Below are 17,622 nucleotides of genomic sequence, written 5' to 3'. Positions count from 1 at the left end.
GTGTCAGTCCTTGGGGTCGTAGACGCGACGCACCAGAAAAACCGGCCGGCGTTTGGATTCGATATAGGTGCGGCCCAGGTACTCGCCGAGCACCCCGATGCCGATCAATTGCAGCCCACCGAGAAAGGTTACGGCTACCATTAGCGAGGCATAACCGGGCATGTCGACACCGTGAATCAATGTGCGCACGACAATGAAAATGGCGAAGGCAAAGGACACCAGCGATACCAGCGCACCGACATACGTCCAGACCCGCAATGGCTCGGTGCTGAAACTGGTGATGCCCTCCAGTGCGAAATTCCACAGCCGCCAGCCATTGAATTTGCTCTGCCCCGCTACGCGCTCCGGACGTTCGTAATCGACGTGGGTGGTGCGAAAGCCAACCCAGGCAAACAGGCCTTTCATGAAGCGCCGGGATTCGGGCAACGTCAGCAAGGCATCGACCACGCAGCGATCCATCAGACGAAAATCGCCGACGTTTTCGGGTAAAGGCTGTTCGGCAATTTTATTGTGCAGGCGGTAGAACCAGTGGGCCGAGGTCTGCTTGGCCCAGGTGTCGCTGCGACGACTGATGCGGTGACCGAGCACCACCTCGAAGCCTTCTCGCCAGCGCTCGATCATCTGCAGAATGATCTCCGGCGGGTCTTGCAGGTCGGCGTCAATTGGCACCACGATCCGCCCGGTCGCGATCTGCAAACCGGCGGACAACGCCGCTTCTTTGCCGAAGTTGCGGCTCAGGTCGACGATGCGCAGACGCGCATCCTGGCGCTGATGTTCGAGCAAGCGTTCGAGCGTGGCATCGGTGCTGCCGTCGTTGACGAACACCAGTTCAAGAGCGATCAACGTCTGTGCCTGAAAGACTTCATTGATGCGCCGCAGAAACGTGTCGAGACTGTCCTCCTCGTTAAATACGGGGACCACCAGCGATAACGTCACCTGCCCGGCCTGTTGCGTTCCGTACTCAGTCAAAGGAGTGCTCTTTTTATAGTGTTTGTCGGTCGCCGAACGCTGTTCGACGCCATGAGCCGTCCCGTATTAAGCAGGAGCGTCGACGGCGTTGCAAGGAGCAGACGGCGTCATATTGGCCAATCCAGACGCTTATCCGTGCGCTCTAGCCCGCGCCCTTCAGAAACATCCGCGAACGATTGGAAACAAATGTCCGATAGCCAAAAAAACCGTCTGCGCTAGGCTTGCGACCATGCGCCACACAGGCTGTCGCACAAAATCAATCGCATGGAGCGAACTGAATGTATTTCGAGATTTACAGGCAATCCAGAGGCACCCCGAGTACCGGCAAGGGACAATGGCGCTGGAGGTTGAGGGCGGGTAATCACGAGACGATCGCCAGTGGCGAGTCTTATGTGAACAAGGCGGATTGCTTGCATGTGATCGGGTTGATCAAGGCTGTGCAGGGGGAGACGCCGGTTAAGGAGATTTAATGGTTTGTGGCATTCACTGCTGTGAATGACTGGATGCGGGAAGTGGTGTGTTTCCTGCAGAAATGGGAAAGTCCCCTGATTTGATGCAGTGGGGCTTTCGTGTGCATTCAAAAAATAAGATTCCGAAAATAGCACCTGGTCGACCAGGCACTTATCCACAAACGAAAAACCCAGCAAACACGCTGGGCTTTCAGGTTGAAAATATTCGCAACATTACTTGCAAGATTCTGATCTGAGCTTTTTCGCAGTCAGAATTACTGCTTTTTGCATCGCAATCGCTTCGTTTGCCGCAACAAGGTAGGCTTCTCGCCTTTCCTGTACGGATCCAGTACGAAAAAAATCAGACATCGTGGTCGATGCTGCCTTTTTCTTGGTTTCGTCGCTTTCGCCTTTCATAAGGCTACTCCGTTCAAAATACGTTGCAGTTCGTTCTGATCATAGGGCTGGGTAACGAAACGGTCAATTTCGTCAGCTGAAAGGTCAATGCCGATGTCAGCGTTCCCACATCGGTGTTTTTAAGGATTACATCTACTTTTAACGAATTGCCCCACTCCTGCTTAAGTTCACAGACCGTCGTTTTCGAAGCATAAAACTGTCGCACGAACTCGTTGCATGGAATATTTCGCCCTTCAGTTTCCTCCCGCGCCAGTACAAATTCCCACGCTAGCTCAGGTCGTTGGTAAACGTAAATGATCTGAGCTGATCTGCCTTCCTTATCAAGAGTGCGCTGAATGTTTCTTCGTGCGACCTCATAGTTCGCGAGCGTTCCATCCAGTAAAAATGATTGCCCTTGCTGATAAACCAAATCAACGGTCCGTTCGACTATCGTTGTGACTGCTCGCTGAAAAAGGCTGGAATTACGGCCGTTATACTCAGAAAAGAAGAGCCTGAAATCATCCGGATCGATTCTCAGAGGACGGGAACCACCTACTCCCATCAGATTGATAAATGATTTGGAGATTTCCGTTTTACCCGCGCCAGGAGAACCTGCCATAAATACTGAAACCGGGTGCTCATCACGGGGATATTCGGTTATACACGCCATCTCACGCGCAATACGAGTACGATTAGCCATTGCAAAGACTACAGCGCGCTCAGCTACCGCCTGCTCTAGCAATGTCATCAATTTCTCCTCGGTATGAACGGAATTTATCATCCATTACGATTCGCCATACATCGAGATAACAAATCAAAAAGTAACCTTCCGCTGGATCGAATAGCTACGCATCTCTTTGCTCGAACAACCAATCACCCCCTTCTTGAGCCTTTTCACAGCGCAAACAAAAAAGCCCCGTAGCTTCTCAGCTACGGGGCTTTTTCTATGTAATGGCGGAGAGATAGGGATTCGAACCCTAGGTACCGGTGAAGGTACAACGGATTTCGAATCCGTCCCATTCGGCCACTCTGGCATCTCTCCAACGGCGCGCATCATAACAACACTTTTACCGAAAGCAAACCCTCTTTCGAAAATTTGTTCGTGCTATCAGATGCTTGCGTCGATTAAAGCGGTACGCCCAGACGATTGGCGACTTCTTCGTAGGCTTCGATGACGTCACCGAGGCCTTGGCGGAAGCGGTCTTTGTCCATTTTCTTCTTGGTGTCCTTGTCCCACAGACGGCAGCCGTCCGGGCTGAACTCGTCGCCGAGGACGATGGAACCGTCGCTGAACACGCCGAACTCAAGCTTGAAGTCGACCAGCAGCAGGCCGGCGTCGTCGAACAGTTTGCTCAGGACTTCGTTGACCTTGAGCGACAGTTCTTTCATGCGAACCAGTTGCTCGGCGGTGCCCCAGCCGAATGCCACAACGTGGGATTCGTTGATGAACGGGTCGCCCTTGGCGTCGTCCTTGAGGAACAGTTCGAAGGTGTACGGGTTGAGCTTCAGGCCCTCTTCAACGCCCAGACGCTTGACCAGGCTGCCGGCGGCGTAGTTACGCACGACGCACTCGACCGGGATCATGTCGAGCTTCTTCACCAGCACTTCGTTGTCGGCCAGCAGTTTGTCGAATTGGGTCGGAATGCCGGCCGCTTCGAGTTTCTGCATGATGAAGGCGTTGAACTTGTTGTTGACCATGCCTTTGCGGTCGAGCTGCTCGATGCGCTTGCCGTCGAACGCCGAGGTGTCGTTGCGAAACAGCAGGATCAAGCGGTCAGCGTCGTCGGTCTTGTAAACCGATTTGGCTTTGCCGCGGTAGAGTTCTTCACGTTTTTCCATGATGGGCTCCGCTTGCTAAGTAGATGGGCTAGGCGATGTGGCGCCAGTCGAGCCCTGAATCTTGATCGGCCAATTGCAGCCAGTCCGGGTCGCACCCGAGGGTGTCGACAAAACATTGCCGGGCCAGCTGCGGCAGGTTGTTCTTGCTGCTCAGATGGGCCAGAACCAGGTGTTGCAGACCCTGCCAGCCCAACTCGGACACCAGGAATGCCGCCTGATGGTTATTCAAATGTCCCAGCTCGCCGCCCACCCGCTGCTTGAGAAAGTACGGGTAGTGACCACGGGCCAGCATGTCGCGACAATGGTTGGACTCGATCATCAACGCATCGAGATCCCGATAACCGTCCAGCACCCGCTCGCAGTAGGAACCCAGGTCGGTCAGCAGGCCGAAGCGCCGCTGCTCGTGATCACTGAAGACATACTGGGTCGGCTCCTGCGCATCATGGGCCACGGCAATGACCCCGATGTTCAGTGCACCGATCTGCAGTTGCTCGCCGCCGGCCAGAAAGCCTGCGGGTTCAATCGGTTTGCGCATCCCGCGCAGTGTGCCGCGACTGAGGTAGACCGGTAGATTGTAGCGCCGAGACAGCAAACCCACGCCATGCACGTGGTCGGCATGTTCGTGGGTTACGAGTATCGCGCTCAGTTGCGCCGGGTTCACACCCAGGCGCAAAAGGCGTTTTTCGGTTTCCCGCAGGGAAAAACCACAATCCACCAGCACGTACGTATCAGCACTGGCGATCAGCGTGCCGTTCCCTTGGCTACCGCTGCCGAGAACGGCAAAACGCATGGTTGATCAGCCCAGGTTGTCCTGAATCACGCTCAACACTTTGCGTGCCACTTCAGCCGGCGCGACGGTGTTGATGTTTTTCTCGACGGTCACCTGAATGTTCTCGCCAACCTTGCTCAGGCGAACCTGATAACGCTCGGCACGGGCTTCAACTTCTTCCTTGCTCGGCGCGCTGCCGAACAGGCTGCTGAAGAAACCAGGCTTGTCGTCTTTCTTCTCGGCTTTTTCGGCCAGGTTGATGTAGTACAGGCCGAGGCTGCGGTTGATGTCTTCAACGCGCCATTCGCCTTGCTCCAGCGCACGGCCAACACTCGACCAGGCACGGTCAAGATCGGTACCGACGTTCAACACCGGGTTACCGCTGCCGTCTTCGCTGAGGCTGACACGGCTTGGGGTATCGAAATCACGCGAGGCCAGCATCGACACCGAACCGCCCTTCTCGGAGATTCGGCTCATGCTTGCGAGCATGTCGTCGACCAGTGCTGCGTCCAGGCCAGTGTTGACCGAACGGTTGGTGAAGGCGACGTCGGCAGTGCTGCCGGCAGGACGCTCGGCGCTGACCACGTAGATCTCACTGGTGTTGCGCTGCACGCCCGGCTCGATGCGAACACGCACACGGGTTTCGCTGTCGCTGGCAATGCCGGCTGCGCTCAGGCGCTTGGCCATGGACGCGGACAGTTCATCGGAATGCTGCCAAGTGGTGGTGAATTCGCCGGTTTGCGGGCGCTGCTCGTCCAGACGGAACCCGTTGTCCTGGAAGAACTGCACCGCCACTGGCCAGACTTCGGCCGGCGGATGCTGGGCCACGACCCAACGCGAATCACCGCTCTTCTGCAGCGAGTAATCGCTGGCATCGGCAACGGCCGACAGCGGCTGAGGACGCGGCACAATGTATTCACCCTTGGCGGTGTCATCAGCAACGTTACGCGGGATCGGCAACAGCGGATCCAGACGCTTGGAAGTGCTGACTTCCGGCGGCAGTTGCATCGGTGCAGTCTGTTGCGCTTGCAGGTAATCGCTACCACGGTCGCGGAAATAACCTTCCGGCCCCCAGACCCATCCGCAGCCACTGGTGCTGGAGATAATCAAGGCAAGTGCGGAAAGTCCGGCCATTCGCTTCATGCGTTGTACTTCCTCAATTAAACCAGGACGCTGCACTGGCGCAGGGCCGTGCGAAGCGTTTCATGACAAGGTGTGCTCAGCCAGGTCAGTGGCAGGCGGATGCCTTCGTGCATCAGGCCCATTTCAACCAAAGCCCACTTCACCGGAATCGGGTTGGCTTCGATGAACAGGTCTTTGTGCAGCGGCATCAGTTTTTCGTTGATCGCCCTTGCGGTGTCGGCGTCGCCTTTCAGCGCGGCCTCGCACAGGTCGGCCATTTCGCGCGGCGCGACGTTGGCAGTCACCGAGATGTTGCCTTTACCGCCCAGCAGGATCAGTTCAACGGCGGTCGGATCATCGCCGGACAGCACGATAAAATCCTTGCTCACACCTTCGATGATCGCTTTGGCGCGCTTCAGGTCGCCAGTGGCTTCCTTGATACCGATGATGTTCGGCACGGTGGACAGGCGGATCACAGTCTCGGCCTGCATGTCGCACGACGTGCGGCCAGGAACGTTATAGAGAATCTGTGGAATGTCGACCGATTCAGCAATGTGTTTGAAGTGCTGATACAAACCTTCCTGAGTCGGCTTGTTGTAGTACGGCACGACCAGCAGGCAGGCATCGGCGCCGGCTTCTTTGGCGTTGCGGGTCAGCTCGACGGCTTCGCGGGTCGAGTTGGCGCCAGTGCCGGCGATGACCGGAATGCGCCCGGCAACCTGTTTGACCACGGCTTTGATGACGGCGATGTGTTCTTCTACATCAAGGGTTGCCGACTCGCCGGTAGTACCGACCGCGACAATGGCATGGGTGCCGTTCTTGAGATGGAAGTCCACGAGTTTGCTGAGGCTGTCCCAGTCAAGACGCCCTTGTGCATCCATGGGAGTGACCAGTGCCACCATACTGCCCGCAATCATGAAACCGCTCCTGCCGGAAAAAGAGAGCGGTAATGGTACTGGCGCCAAGATGCTTGCACAAGCGAAGTACTGCGCTGCCGCCATTCCCCTTGGCGCCGCTTTTCGCTACCCTTCAGACTTTGATCGGTACTGATCAGCTTGTACGCCGGGTTCCAGCCTCCCTTTTCGGCCTCCCAGACCCCGTTCCTGCGTCGCATCGACGCGCTCCCGCTATAGTGGAGCGAGCCGCGAGCGCTTGCCGGGGCTTTTAGTACGGATAGCCAGAACAGGCACTCCCCGGCAGCCAACGCCCGTAAACCTACCGACCGCTCATCGCTTTAGGAATGCTGCATGTCCACCCCCACAGTTCGCGAACAATTCCTTGTCATCAGTGCCCTTGGCGCCAACCCCATGGAGCTGACTAACGTCCTGTGCCGCGCCAGCCATGAAAATCGCTGCGCCGTGGTTACTTCGCGCCTGACCCGCCATGGCGAGTGCAGTGCGCTGATCCTCGAGATCTCCGGCAGCTGGGACGCCCTCGCCCGCCTGGAAGGCAGCCTGCCGGGCCTGGCCAAGAAACACGCTTTCACCGCCAACGTGGTGCGCAGCGCACCGCTGGAAAATCGTCCGCAGGCGCTGCCGTACGTGGCTTACGTCAGTTCGGCGTATCGCCCGGACATCATCAATGAGTTGTGCCAGTTCTTCATGGATCACAACGTCGAGCTGGAAAACCTGACCTGCGACACCTATCAGGCGCCGCAAACTGGCGGCACCATGCTCAACGCCACGTTCACCGTGACCCTGCCGGCCGGCACCCAGATCAGTTGGCTGCGCGACCAGTTCCTCGACTTCTCGGATGCGATGAACCTGGACGCACTGATCGAGCCTTGGCGCCCACAGAACCCAATGTAAGGAAGCTTTCATGGCCGTTGTCATTGACCAACCGGTTGCCGATTTCGCAGCACCTGCCACCAGCGGGCAGACTGTCAGCCTGTCTGCCCTGAAGGGCAAGCAAGTGGTGATCTACTTCTACCCGAAGGACAGCACGCCGGGCTGCACCACTGAAGGCCAGGGCTTTCGTGATCAGTACGCGGCCTTCAAGGCTGCCAACACGGAAATCTTCGGCATTTCGCGCGACAGCCTGAAGTCCCACGAGAACTTCAAGTGCAAGCAGGAGTTTCCATTCGAGCTGATCAGCGACAAGGACGAAGCTGTTTGTCAGTTGTTCGACGTGATCAAGTTGAAGAAACTGTACGGCAAGGAATACCTGGGCGTTGATCGCAGCACATTCCTGATCGACAAGAACGGTGTGCTGCGCCAGGAATGGCGTGGTGTGAAAGTGCCGGGGCATGTTGATGCAGTTCTGGCTGCTGCTGAAGCGCTGAATAAAGCCTGAAAATCAAAAGATCGCAGCCTTCGGCAGCTCCTACATTTGGAATGCGTTTCCCTGTAGGAGCTGCCGCAGGCTGCGATCTTTTGCTTTAAAGCAGCGGTGCCACCGCCGGCTCTTGGCGCGGCCACGCATCCAGCACCGCCTTGAACAGCGTCGCCAGCGGGATCGCAAAGAACACCCCCCAGAATCCCCACAACCCGCCAAACAACAGCACCGCGCAGATAATGGCCACCGGGTGCAGGTTGACCGCCTCCGAGAACAGCAACGGCACCAACACGTTGCCATCCAGTGTCTGAATGATTCCGTACACCGCCATCAAATAGATGAACTGATCGCTCCAGCCCCACTGAAACAGCGCGATCAGCAACACCGGCACGGTCACCACCACGGCACCGACATACGGCACCACTACCGACACACCGACCAGCAACGCCAGCAGCGCCGCATAATTCAATCCGAGCGCCACAAAAGCGATGTAGGTCACGCCACCACAAATCACGATCTCGATGACCTTGCCGCGAATGTAGTTGGCAATCTGCCGGTTCATCTCCTGCGCAACCCGGGTGATCAACGCACGCTCACGCGGCAAGTAGCCACGCACCCATTCGCCGATCATGACCCGGTCCTTGAGGAAGAAAAACACCAGAATCGGCACCAGCACCAGATAGATCATGATGTTCACCAGCAACGGCAGACTCGACAGTGAGAATGTCAGCGCCCACTGGCCGAACTTGCCGATCTCGCCGCGCGCCGCCTCGATCGCCTGCAGCACCTGCTCATCGGACACCAGATGCGGATAACGCTCCGGCAGCAATAACAGCAGCGATTGCCATTTGGCGAGCATGCCCGGCAGTTCATTGAACAGGGTGATCAACTGATGCCAGAGCAACGGCAGCACCACCACGATAAACAGCATCAACACGCCCATGAACAGCGCAAACACCAGCCCCACCGCCACACCACCCGGCACGCGCAGGCGCTCCAGCGTGACCACCAGGCCCTGCATCAGGTACGCCAGCACCATCCCCGCCAACACCGGCGCGAGCATGCCGCCGAGGGTGAGCACGGCCGTAAAGGCGAGAAACAGCAGCACCGCCAGCACCACCGCTTCTTCATCGGAGAAATAGCGCTGAATCCAGTCGCGTAACACTTTGAACATCAATAATCCTTAGGTCTTTTACGCTGTCGGTTTCAGGCTTTTTTCAACCAGTAACGGTAGACGCCCGCCTCGTCTTCTTCGCGCAGCAGGGTATGACCGGCCAACCTGGCAAAGGTGCGAAAGTCGCGCTGCGAGCCCGCGTCGGTAGCGATCACCTTGAGAACGGCGCCACTCTCGAGTTTGTTGAGTTCCATTTTTGCCTTGAGCAACGGCAACGGACAGTTCAGGCCACTGGCGTCCAGTTCCACGTCATGGGCTACAGCGTCAGTCATTGCGTCACTCCGGTTCGGGTCGTCGAGCTGCCTAGAATATCTGGTCGCAGCTCCGGTGTCCGGCTACAGTAAGGTCTTTGTCTTCTAAGGCTTTGTGCATGACTTTTCTGCGCCCTACCCTGCTGACGCTCGCTTGCCTGCTCGCCTCACCAGGCTTTGCCGACGATCTACCGTCACTCGGCGACGCCAGTTCTGCCATTGTCTCGCCGCAACAGGAATATCAGCTGGGCCGCGCCTGGCTGGCGATGTTGCGTAGCCAGGTTTCACAGCTCAACGATCCGCAGCTCAAGGACTACGTCGAATCCAGCGTTTACAAACTGGTGGAGACCAGCCAGGTCACTGACCGGCGCCTTGAGTTCATTCTGATCAACAGCCCGCAACTCAACGCCTTCGCAGCGCCGGGCGGTGTGGTCGGGGTCAACGGCGGTCTGTTCCTCAATGCGCAGACCGAGGGTGAATACGCATCGGTACTGGCGCACGAATTGGCGCACTTATCGCAACGCCACTTTGCGCGTGGCGTCGAAGCTTCGCAGCGGATGCAAGTGCCGATGATGGCCGCGTTGCTGGCCGGCATCGTCATCGCGGCGGCCGGTGGCGGTGACGCAGGCATCGCCACAATTGCCGGTACGCAGGCAGCGGCGATTCAATCGCAACGCACCTTCTCCCGCCAGAACGAACAGGAAGCCGACCGCATCGGTATCCTCAATCTGGAGAAGGCCGGATATGACCCGCGCTCGATGCCGACCATGTTCGAGCGCCTGATGCGCCAGTACCGTTTCGACGCCAAGCCCCCGGAATTCCTGCTGACTCACCCGGTCACCGAATCGCGTATCGCCGATACCCGCAACCGTGCCGAACAGGCCAAACCGGGCGGTATCGAAGACTCCAAGCGCTATCAGTTGATCCGGGCCCGCGTGCAACTGATTTACGAAGAAACTCCGGGCCTGGGTGCGAAGCGCTTCCGTGCGCAACTGGATGAAAATCCGAAAAACGACGTGGCGCGCTACGGTCTGGCGATTGCGCAGATCAAGGGCGGCCAGCTGAACGAGGCTCGCGAGAATCTCAAGCAATTGCTGGCCACGTCGCCAAACGAAATCATCTACAACCTCGCCCAGATCGATCTGGACATCACCAATAATCGTTTGCCGGATGCACAATCGCGGGTTGACCGGATGCTCACGCAATATCCGGGCAACTATCCGTTGAATCAGGTTCGAGTGGATCTGTTGCTCAAACAGAATCGCGCACCTGATGCCGAAAAAGCGCTGGAAGCATTGCTCAAGTCACGTCCGGATGATCCGGATGTCTGGTATCAAGTCGCCGAAACCCGTGGTTTGTCGGGCAACATCATCGGCCTGCATCAAGCACGTGCCGAGTACTTTGCACTGGTGGGTGATTATCGTCAGGCGATCCAGCAGCTCGATTTCGCCAAGCGCAAGGCAGGCAGCAACTTCCCGCTGTCTTCACGCATCGATGCTCGTCAGCGTGAGCTGATGGAGCAGGAACGCATGATCAAGGACATGATGGGCTGATCGTTACCCGCCAGCACAAAAGCTTCAGGCATAAAAAAACCGCCTCTTTCGAGGCGGTTTTTTTTTACCTTAGCGCTGGATTATTCCGCCAGCTTGAAGGTGATGAAGCTGGCACGACCTTGACGCAGTACGCGCATCGACACCGAACGATTCTTCGGCAGCGCTTTGGCGATCTCGCCGAACTCCTTTGAGGAGCCGATGGCTTGATTGTTCAGGTGCGTGATCACGTCACCTGGCTGCAGACCGATCAACGCCGCAGGACCGTCCTGCACTTCCTTGATCACCACACCACCTTTGAGGTCGTAGGTTTTCTTCTGCTCGGCGGTCAGCTCGCCCACCGAAACACCGAGGCGGTTGCTGGTACTTTCAGCGCCGGACTTCGGCAGTGCATCAAGCTCTTTGTCTTCGTCAGGGATCGCGCCAACCGTCAGCTCGACGTTCTTGCGCTTTCCTTCACGAATTACTTCCAGATTGGCCTTTGCACCAGCTTTCAGTGCGCCAACCAGATGCGGCAGGTCAGCAGACATGACGATCGGCTGACCGTTCATGCTCAGGATCACGTCGCCGACTTGCAGGCCACCCTTGGCTGCCGGGCCATCATCCTGAATCTGCGCAACCAGCGCGCCGGCAGGCTTCTCCAGACCGAACGACTCGGCCAGATCCTTGTTCACTTCCTGGATGACCACGCCCAACCAGCCACGACTGACTTTGCCGCCGCTTTTCAGCTGATTGGAAACGTCCATCGCTACGTCGATCGGAATCGCAAACGACACGCCCATAAAGCCGCCGGAGCGGGTATAGATCTGCGAGTTGATCCCGACCACTTCACCGTTCAGGTTGAACAGCGGACCACCGGAGTTACCCGGGTTGATCGGCACGTCGGTCTGAATGAACGGCACATAGTTTTCGTTCGGCAGACTGCGGCCGACGGCGCTGACGATGCCTTGGGTCACGGTGTGGTCAAAGCCGAATGGCGAACCGATTGCGACAACCCACTGACCGGCTTTCAGGTCCTGGGATTTGCCAAGCTTCAACACCGGCAGATCCTTGCCTTCGATTTTCAGCAGAGCCACGTCGGAACGTGGGTCAGTGCCGATCAGTTTGGCTTTCATTTCGCTGCGATCAGCCAGACGCACGAGGATTTCGTCAGCATCGGCGATCACGTGGTTGTTGGTCAGGATGTAGCCATCCGGTGAAATGATGAAGCCTGAGCCCAACGATTGCGCTTCACGTTGACGACCACCGCCGCCCGGCGAACGCTGCTGAGGCGGCATGCCACGCTCGAAGAACTCGCGCAGCATCGGCGGCAGACCTTCCAGGTCAGGCATCTGCTGATTCACTTTGCGATCCGGTAGTTTCTGCGTGGTACTGATGTTCACCACGGCTGGCGAAGCTTGTTCGACCAATTGGGTGAAGTCAGGCAGATCGGCCGCTTGCGCAGCAGGGACCACCTGACCGAGCAACAGCACAGTGGCGAAAATGGAGAGATAAGATTTCAAACTTGGTATCGACATACAGCTCCCGTTACGACGAGCAGGGTTAAGCGATATGGAGCAAGGAACACCGTAAACCACCGACCGGCATTTTTGTTCCGGCAACAACAAACAAGGCCAGAGCCGTGAGGCTCTGACCTATAAAAAATTTTCGGGGTATTTGCAAATGAAAATGCTCAGCAAACATTTCATCTACGTCTCGACGAAGAAGTGGTAGTGACTGAATCAGCTCACTGCTTGCTGGTGGCAGTGCCATCAGTGTTACGCATCGACAGAGCAATTCGTTCGGCGGTGCCAATCGGAATTTCGCCGACCACCGTCACCATCATTTCGCCTTCAGGCGTGGTCAGGCGGCGGGAAACGGCAACGGTCGGGCCCAGTTGAGTCCGCGTGTCAGTAACGGTTGCGCCGTTCAATGGCTCAAGGAAAACCGAAAAACGCGCCAGACCGTCGTCATACAGCAAGCTGTTGACCTGGGTCTTGGTTTCCGGATCTTTGTGCGAAGTACTGCTGGTCAGTTCGAAACCTGGCGGCAGCCAGTCCGAATGCCATACCTGCGCAGTCTTGACGGCCGAAGCCTTGTCGCTGTCGAGCGTAATCGCCTTGCAGTCGGCATCGGCCTGCAAGTCTTTGTCCGAAGGGACTTCGTCAGTATCAAGACTGGTGAACTGGAAACGCTCGAGCAACTGCCCTTTGTCGTTCAGCAACAACGACTTCAGCGGCAGGCCGGTTTTCTTGTCCTGATGCAATTCAAAGCCGTAACGATGCTGATCGCGAGGCGTCAGCGATACGATCACTGCGTCTCGCCCAGCCACGCGCGATTTGCCGATGACGGCAAGGTCATACCAGTTTTTCAGCTTTTGCGGATCGAGAGGACGAGCGGCTGAGTTCGGAGAATCCCCCAGCCCGGCAATCAGGGTGCCGCTGACGCATTGAGTATGTCCATCAACGCGCACGACTTCCTGCGCCGAGCCGTCGAGCTGGAGTAAACGCTCGCGGACCTGGCCATTCTGGACGCGATGCCAGATGTTATGGGTAGAAAAGCTACCGTTACGCTCGTAAACGAATGTGCCGTGAAAGCTTTGCTGCTGCTCGGCCTGGCCCAGACGGGTCAACCAGTCCTGGGCCTCATCAGCGTGGGCTGGAACAATGAACCAGCCGCTTAGCAGAAGCGAAAGTAGAGGTATGGCGCGCATGATCCTCCTTAACGGTTTTCCAGACTTGCTGCACGTGCGTATGGCAACGCGCTTTCAGTGCCTTTCAGTGCAGCCTGTTGAGCGTGCTGGCGCAGGTAACCTGGCAGACGCTGATCGTGCCAGCCTGGCTGACCTTGCAGTACGCCGTTAGCCATCGGGCCAGTGGCTTCCGAGCTCTCGCTGTAGCCTGCCAGAACAGCCGGACCTTTGACCTGTGGAGTGGCCAGGGTTGGCTGATTGGATTGCTGAGCCAGTTCGACACCAGCGATTTCGTCCTGGTTGTACAGGCGAACACCGGCCAGAACGGCAACAGTCACCGAGGCCGCAACAGCCAGACGGCCGAGGTTGCGCCATGGGCTGCGAGATACTTTGGCCGGAGCCGTTTCGTCTTCCAGTGCAGCAGACACTGCCGCAGCGATATCCAGACGTGGAAGCAGCAGATCCTTGTGCATGGCTGCCCGAGCGATCTGGTAACGAGCCCAGGTCTCACGGGTATCAACATCGTCCAGTGCATTGAGCACTCGACGCAATTCCAGTTCGTCCGCTTCGTTATCCATCACTGCGGACAGCGATTCCTGCAGGGCTTCACGACTCATGGCGTTCCTCTCTTGGCTGTCGCCGCTGTCTCAGTTTTCCTGCAACAACGGCTGCAGGGCTTTATCGATGGCCTCCCGGGCGCGGAAAATCCGGGAGCGCACGGTACCCACCGGACATTGCATGACGCTCGCAATGTCCTCGTAACTCAGACCATCGAATTCACGTAAAGTTAAAGCCGTACGCAAATCCTCTGGCAGTTGCTGAATGGTTCGATGGACGGTGCCTTCGATCTCATCCCGCAGCAGTGCACGTTCTGGGGACTCGAGATCCTTGAGGCCATGATCGCCATCGTAGAACTCTGCGTCTTCGGAACTTACATCGCTATCCGGCGGCCGGCGGCCGCGTGAAACCAGGTAATTCTTCGCCGTGTTAATGGCAATACGGTACAGCCACGTATAAAACGCACTGTCGCCGCGAAAGTTTCCAAGTGCTCGATACGCCTTGATAAAGGCTTCCTGAGCCACGTCCTGGGCTTCATGGGTGTCGTGCACAAAACGCACGATCAACCCGAGAATCTTGTGCTGATACTTCAGCACCAACAGATCGAAAGCTCGCTTGTCGCCGCGTTGAACGCGCTCGACCAGCTGCTGATCCTCTTCCTGGGTTAGCATGAACACTCCTCGATAAGCCCGAAGGAGACTTGCATAACTAAACGACCAGACTTGCAAACATAGACTCGGGCTTTTCGCAAAAGTTCTCCCCCTCCAGGCAAGTTTCCTGCGGGCTCTGATTTGGCACGCACGAAAAACGCAGCGCGGGATAAACCGGCTGCGCGAATAATCTTGTTATCGGTTTCGCCGGGCAGGAATCCAACCGCAGATTCCGCACTGAAGCCGACACGTCCCTTGTTTCTGGCACCGACTATTGATCTTGGGCCTTTGGCAAAAGTTCCAATTATTTATAGCCGCACCGCCCGGACATTGGGCAACCCAGGGCAGAAAAATCCTGTTTCAGCGCCGATACAGTCGTGTTCTACCCAAAAGGGTGAAAAAAACTTCCGACGAAGCACGCGGTTTTTTCCTACGCAGTAGTTTCACAATGCCATGTCGGCTCGGCTATTGTGCCGCCCCACCCCTCTATATACTAGTGGGCTGTGTGGCTGTCTTGACTCGCCGATCCAGCTGTCTTGCGCCACCCCCGACCCGGGTCGCTTTGAGCGGAATCCTGTAATGAGCCAACAATTCCAACATGATGTTCTGGTCATAGGCAGCGGTGCTGCCGGTTTGAGTCTCGCGCTGACCCTGCCGGGTCATTTGCGCATTGCCGTTTTGAGTAAAGGCGATCTGGCCAACGGTTCGACCTTCTGGGCCCAGGGTGGCGTCGCCGCCGTGCTCGACGACACTGATACTGTCGAATCCCATGTTGATGACACCCTGAACGCCGGTGGCGGTCTGTGCCATGAAGACGCCGTGCGTTTCACTGTGGAGCACAGCCGCGAAGCCATCCAGTGGCTGATCGACCAAGGTGTACCGTTTACCCGCGACGATCAATCCGGCACTGAAGATGGCGGATTCGAATTTCATCTGACCCGCGAAGGCGGTCATAGCCACCGTCGCATCATCCATGCGGCCGATGCTACCGGCGCGGCAATCTTCAAAACTTTGCTGGCTCAGGCCAAAGAGCGTTCGAACATCGAATTGCTGGAGCAGCGGGTTGCCGTTGATCTGATTACCGAACGCCGTTTAGGCATGGAAGGCGAGCGCTGCCTCGGCGCCTACGTACTCAACCGCAAAACCGGCGAAGTCGATACCTACGGCGCACGCTTTGTGATTCTGGCCTCGGGCGGCGCGGCCAAGGTTTACCTCTATACCAGCAACCCCGACGGCGCTTGCGGTGATGGCATCGCCATGGCCTGGCGCTCCGGCTGTCGGGTGGCGAACCTGGAATTCAACCAATTCCATCCGACCTGCCTGTACCACCCACAAGCGAAAAGCTTCCTTATTACCGAAGCCCTGCGCGGCGAAGGCGCACACCTGAAGCTGCCGAACGGCGAGCGCTTCATGTATCGCTTCGACAAACGCGCCGAGCTGGCACCGCGCGACATCGTCGCTCGGGCCATCGACCATGAAATGAAGCGTCTGGGTGTCGACTGCGTCTATCTAGACATCAGCCACAAACCCGAAGACTTCATCAAGACCCACTTCCCCACTGTTTATGAGCGCTGCCTCGGTTTCGGTATCGACATCACCAAACAACCTATTCCGGTCGTACCCGCCGCGCACTACACCTGCGGTGGCGTCATGGTCGATCAACAAGGTCGCACCGATGTGCTGGGCTTGTATGCCATCGGCGAAACCAGCTTCACCGGCCTGCACGGCGCCAACCGCATGGCCAGCAACTCGCTGCTGGAATGCTTTGTCTATGCCCGTTCAGCGGCGGCCGACATCGTCGCGCAACTGGACGATGTCGCCGCGCCAAGCGCCCTGCCCGTCTGGGACGCCAGCCAGGTGACCGACTCGGACGAAGACGTGATCATCGCGCACAACTGGGATGAACTGCGGCGGTTCATGTGGGACTACGTCGGCATCGTGCGCACCAACAAGCGCCTGCAACGGGCGCAGCACCGCGTGCGTTTGCTGCTGGACGAGATCGACGAATTCTACAGCAACTATAAAGTCAGCCGCGACCTGATCGAGTTGCGCAACCTCGCTCAGGTCGCCGAACTGATGATCAGCTCAGCCATGGAGCGCAAGGAAAGTCGTGGCCTGCACTACACGCTCGACTATCCCGATATGCTGCCCGAGGCGCTCGACACTATTCTGGTGCCGCCCACCTACGTCGGCTGAACTTGAGCCGCACTCGCAGGCGTCGGTGCAGATCCGCCGCCTGCGAGTCCCTTGGCACGCAGATCGATCTGACCCGCCATTCTCCGCGCAACCTGAACCTCAGCACCACGATCAGCGGCAGCGCGAGACTGTCCGGGCGTAGCTGCGCTGCCTGCCAACCCTGCACCTGGTTCCACAGCTGCCAGCCATCGGCGTCCCGGCGCAATCCACGAAACGCGGCGGGATGACTCAACAGAATCTGTCGTGGCAACACCCAAAAACCATGAAGCAGGCAGACTAAAGCTCCCAGCAGACTAGTCCAGAGTGGAATCGACAGAAGAAACAGGGAACCCAGTGCGAGCGCCTGGGCCAACAGATACGCCGCCAGCAACTGCCGTGAGGCATGCCAGCGGCATTCGAACGTATTACTTGGGCTGGACACGGTCCAGAATCATGCGAACCATGCGCTGCAGCTCCGGGTCTTCAGACTCGCTGCGCTCCATGAACCAGCCGAACATGTCCTGATCCTCGCACGTCAGCAGACGCACATACAGATCGCGATCCACCTGATTCAGAGTCGCGTAAACCTCCTTCACGAATGGCACCAGCAATACGTCAAGCTCAAGCATGCCGCGACGGCTGTGCCAAAACAGGCGATTCAGTTCAACTTGTTCGACCATGGGGCCCTCCTCAAATTTGCCGGCAAGTATACAGCCCCGACGCGGGTCGCACAGTCGGCTTTGGTCGGGCACCACCGATCCTTTATCAACTACCC

20 protein-coding genes and 1 tRNA gene are annotated in these 17,622 nt (G+C 57.5%); 5 read left to right on the top strand and 16 right to left on the bottom strand.

What is annotated here, in order from left to right; all coding sequences use genetic code 11:
• Positions 1 to 3 precede the first annotated feature (3 nt).
• Complete coding sequence (locus tag U6037_RS06965; protein ID WP_322846235.1) at positions 4 to 969, bottom strand: glycosyltransferase family 2 protein; 966 nt, start codon at positions 967 to 969, stop codon at positions 4 to 6.
• 278 nt (positions 970 to 1,247) lie between these two features.
• Here U6037_RS06965 and U6037_RS06960 point away from each other — a divergent pair, with 278 nt between their 5' ends.
• Entirely contained in the window at positions 1,248 to 1,439 is a 192-nt protein-coding gene (locus U6037_RS06960; RefSeq protein WP_016984684.1) for a YegP family protein, read from the top strand.
• A 213-nt stretch (positions 1,440 to 1,652) separates the two neighbouring features.
• On the opposite strand, the gene U6037_RS06955 is transcribed toward U6037_RS06960, so the two are convergent.
• The 7 genes from U6037_RS06955 to dapA form a co-directional block, all read right to left on the bottom strand.
• The gene (locus U6037_RS06955) at positions 1,653 to 1,835 is read right to left on the bottom strand and encodes a hypothetical protein (RefSeq protein ID WP_322846234.1); all 183 of its coding nucleotides are present in this window, start codon (positions 1,833 to 1,835) and stop codon (positions 1,653 to 1,655) included.
• Between the two features lie 13 nt (positions 1,836 to 1,848).
• Positions 1,849 to 2,562, bottom strand: coding sequence for a zeta toxin family protein (locus U6037_RS06950; protein ID WP_322846233.1), 714 nt, complete (start codon positions 2,560 to 2,562; stop codon positions 1,849 to 1,851).
• A gap of 204 nt (positions 2,563 to 2,766) precedes the next feature.
• Positions 2,767 to 2,856, bottom strand: a tRNA-Ser gene (locus U6037_RS06945).
• Positions 2,857 to 2,939: 83 nt separating this feature from the next.
• The gene (gene purC, locus U6037_RS06940) at positions 2,940 to 3,653 is read right to left on the bottom strand and encodes a phosphoribosylaminoimidazolesuccinocarboxamide synthase (RefSeq protein ID WP_077571533.1); all 714 of its coding nucleotides are present in this window, start codon (positions 3,651 to 3,653) and stop codon (positions 2,940 to 2,942) included.
• Positions 3,654 to 3,681: 28 nt separating this feature from the next.
• The gene (locus U6037_RS06935) at positions 3,682 to 4,443 is read right to left on the bottom strand and encodes an MBL fold metallo-hydrolase (RefSeq protein ID WP_007911390.1); all 762 of its coding nucleotides are present in this window, start codon (positions 4,441 to 4,443) and stop codon (positions 3,682 to 3,684) included.
• Between the two features lie 6 nt (positions 4,444 to 4,449).
• Positions 4,450 to 5,565, bottom strand: a complete 1,116-nt coding sequence (gene bamC / locus U6037_RS06930) for an outer membrane protein assembly factor BamC (protein ID WP_034153155.1) — start codon at positions 5,563 to 5,565, stop codon at positions 4,450 to 4,452.
• A 17-nt stretch (positions 5,566 to 5,582) separates the two neighbouring features.
• A complete protein-coding gene (gene dapA / locus U6037_RS06925; protein ID WP_322846232.1) occupies positions 5,583 to 6,461 on the bottom strand; it encodes a 4-hydroxy-tetrahydrodipicolinate synthase in 879 nt (292 codons plus the stop codon).
• Positions 6,462 to 6,791: 330 nt separating this feature from the next.
• On the opposite strand from dapA, the gene U6037_RS06920 reads away from it, so the two are divergent.
• Together U6037_RS06920 and U6037_RS06915 are read left to right on the top strand one after the other, a co-directional pair.
• On the top strand, positions 6,792 to 7,352 hold the full coding sequence (locus U6037_RS06920; protein WP_038358363.1) for a glycine cleavage system protein R: 561 nt from the start codon (positions 6,792 to 6,794) through the stop codon (positions 7,350 to 7,352).
• 10 nt (positions 7,353 to 7,362) lie between these two features.
• Positions 7,363 to 7,836, top strand: coding sequence for a peroxiredoxin (locus U6037_RS06915; RefSeq protein WP_322846231.1), 474 nt, complete (start codon positions 7,363 to 7,365; stop codon positions 7,834 to 7,836).
• Between the two features lie 85 nt (positions 7,837 to 7,921).
• Here U6037_RS06915 and U6037_RS06910 read toward each other — a convergent pair whose 3' ends face one another.
• Complete coding sequence (locus U6037_RS06910; protein ID WP_077571529.1) at positions 7,922 to 8,992, bottom strand: AI-2E family transporter; 1,071 nt, start codon at positions 8,990 to 8,992, stop codon at positions 7,922 to 7,924.
• 32 nt (positions 8,993 to 9,024) lie between these two features.
• Positions 9,025 to 9,264 (bottom strand): sulfurtransferase TusA family protein, encoded by a 240-nt coding sequence (locus U6037_RS06905; protein WP_095119109.1) that lies wholly within the window; start codon positions 9,262 to 9,264, stop codon positions 9,025 to 9,027.
• A gap of 98 nt (positions 9,265 to 9,362) precedes the next feature.
• Here U6037_RS06905 and U6037_RS06900 point away from each other — a divergent pair, with 98 nt between their 5' ends.
• On the top strand, positions 9,363 to 10,796 hold the full coding sequence (locus U6037_RS06900; RefSeq protein WP_322846230.1) for a M48 family metalloprotease: 1,434 nt from the start codon (positions 9,363 to 9,365) through the stop codon (positions 10,794 to 10,796).
• Between the two features lie 80 nt (positions 10,797 to 10,876).
• Here U6037_RS06900 and U6037_RS06895 read toward each other — a convergent pair whose 3' ends face one another.
• The 4 genes from U6037_RS06895 to rpoE form a co-directional block, all read right to left on the bottom strand.
• A complete protein-coding gene (locus tag U6037_RS06895; RefSeq protein ID WP_242204549.1) occupies positions 10,877 to 12,310 on the bottom strand; it encodes a DegQ family serine endoprotease in 1,434 nt (477 codons plus the stop codon).
• Between the two features lie 209 nt (positions 12,311 to 12,519).
• Positions 12,520 to 13,485: a MucB/RseB C-terminal domain-containing protein gene (locus U6037_RS06890; protein WP_322846229.1), complete on the bottom strand. Its 966-nt coding sequence runs from the start codon at positions 13,483 to 13,485 to the stop codon at positions 12,520 to 12,522.
• An 8-nt stretch (positions 13,486 to 13,493) separates the two neighbouring features.
• Positions 13,494 to 14,081: a sigma-E factor negative regulatory protein gene (locus U6037_RS06885; RefSeq protein ID WP_034153146.1), complete on the bottom strand. Its 588-nt coding sequence runs from the start codon at positions 14,079 to 14,081 to the stop codon at positions 13,494 to 13,496.
• A gap of 30 nt (positions 14,082 to 14,111) precedes the next feature.
• Entirely contained in the window at positions 14,112 to 14,693 is a 582-nt protein-coding gene (rpoE, locus tag U6037_RS06880) for an RNA polymerase sigma factor RpoE (RefSeq protein ID WP_003172477.1), read from the bottom strand.
• A 558-nt stretch (positions 14,694 to 15,251) separates the two neighbouring features.
• Here rpoE and nadB point away from each other — a divergent pair.
• Entirely contained in the window at positions 15,252 to 16,868 is a 1,617-nt protein-coding gene (gene nadB / locus U6037_RS06875; protein WP_322846228.1) for an L-aspartate oxidase, read from the top strand.
• On the opposite strand, the gene U6037_RS06870 is transcribed toward nadB, so the two are convergent.
• Together U6037_RS06870 and U6037_RS06865 are read right to left on the bottom strand one after the other, a co-directional pair.
• Positions 16,837 to 17,289 carry a protein YgfX gene (locus U6037_RS06870; RefSeq protein ID WP_322846227.1) on the bottom strand — a complete coding sequence of 151 codons (453 nt, stop codon included), beginning with the start codon at positions 17,287 to 17,289 and terminating at the stop codon, positions 16,837 to 16,839. The two genes, nadB and U6037_RS06870, sit on opposite strands and share 32 nt — an antisense overlap.
• The gene (locus U6037_RS06865; protein ID WP_053118052.1) at positions 17,273 to 17,527 is read right to left on the bottom strand and encodes a succinate dehydrogenase assembly factor 2; all 255 of its coding nucleotides are present in this window, start codon (positions 17,525 to 17,527) and stop codon (positions 17,273 to 17,275) included. The genes U6037_RS06870 and U6037_RS06865 overlap by 17 nt, the downstream gene beginning before the upstream one ends.
• Between the last annotated feature and the right edge of the window lie 95 nt (positions 17,528 to 17,622).

This window comes from Pseudomonas sp. B33.4 (assembly GCF_034555375.1).
Taxonomy (GTDB): domain Bacteria; phylum Pseudomonadota; class Gammaproteobacteria; order Pseudomonadales; family Pseudomonadaceae; genus Aquipseudomonas.
The sequence above is the reverse complement of the archived record's forward strand: the minus strand, read 5'-3'. Positions and strand labels throughout refer to the sequence as shown.

Coding starts and splice junctions, on each gene's coding strand:
- U6037_RS06885 (WP_034153146.1), bottom strand. CDS start 14,081: ATGAGTCGTGAAGCCCTGCAGGAATCGCTGTCCGCAGTGATGGATAAC.
- purC (WP_077571533.1), bottom strand. CDS start 3,653: ATGGAAAAACGTGAAGAACTCTACCGCGGCAAAGCCAAATCGGTTTAC.
- U6037_RS06910 (WP_077571529.1), bottom strand. CDS start 8,992: ATGTTCAAAGTGTTACGCGACTGGATTCAGCGCTATTTCTCCGATGAA.
- U6037_RS06890 (WP_322846229.1), bottom strand. CDS start 13,485: ATGCGCGCCATACCTCTACTTTCGCTTCTGCTAAGCGGCTGGTTCATT.
- U6037_RS06905 (WP_095119109.1), bottom strand. CDS start 9,264: ATGACTGACGCTGTAGCCCATGACGTGGAACTGGACGCCAGTGGCCTG.
- bamC (WP_034153155.1), bottom strand. CDS start 5,565: ATGAAGCGAATGGCCGGACTTTCCGCACTTGCCTTGATTATCTCCAGC.
- rpoE (WP_003172477.1), bottom strand. CDS start 14,693: ATGCTAACCCAGGAAGAGGATCAGCAGCTGGTCGAGCGCGTTCAACGC.
- U6037_RS06950 (WP_322846233.1), bottom strand. CDS start 2,562: ATGACATTGCTAGAGCAGGCGGTAGCTGAGCGCGCTGTAGTCTTTGCA.
- U6037_RS06960 (WP_016984684.1), top strand. CDS start 1,248: ATGTATTTCGAGATTTACAGGCAATCCAGAGGCACCCCGAGTACCGGC.
- U6037_RS06900 (WP_322846230.1), top strand. CDS start 9,363: ATGACTTTTCTGCGCCCTACCCTGCTGACGCTCGCTTGCCTGCTCGCC.
- U6037_RS06915 (WP_322846231.1), top strand. CDS start 7,363: ATGGCCGTTGTCATTGACCAACCGGTTGCCGATTTCGCAGCACCTGCC.
- U6037_RS06865 (WP_053118052.1), bottom strand. CDS start 17,527: ATGGTCGAACAAGTTGAACTGAATCGCCTGTTTTGGCACAGCCGTCGC.
- dapA (WP_322846232.1), bottom strand. CDS start 6,461: ATGATTGCGGGCAGTATGGTGGCACTGGTCACTCCCATGGATGCACAA.
- nadB (WP_322846228.1), top strand. CDS start 15,252: ATGAGCCAACAATTCCAACATGATGTTCTGGTCATAGGCAGCGGTGCT.
- U6037_RS06935 (WP_007911390.1), bottom strand. CDS start 4,443: ATGCGTTTTGCCGTTCTCGGCAGCGGTAGCCAAGGGAACGGCACGCTG.
- U6037_RS06955 (WP_322846234.1), bottom strand. CDS start 1,835: ATGAAAGGCGAAAGCGACGAAACCAAGAAAAAGGCAGCATCGACCACG.
- U6037_RS06920 (WP_038358363.1), top strand. CDS start 6,792: ATGTCCACCCCCACAGTTCGCGAACAATTCCTTGTCATCAGTGCCCTT.
- U6037_RS06895 (WP_242204549.1), bottom strand. CDS start 12,310: ATGTCGATACCAAGTTTGAAATCTTATCTCTCCATTTTCGCCACTGTG.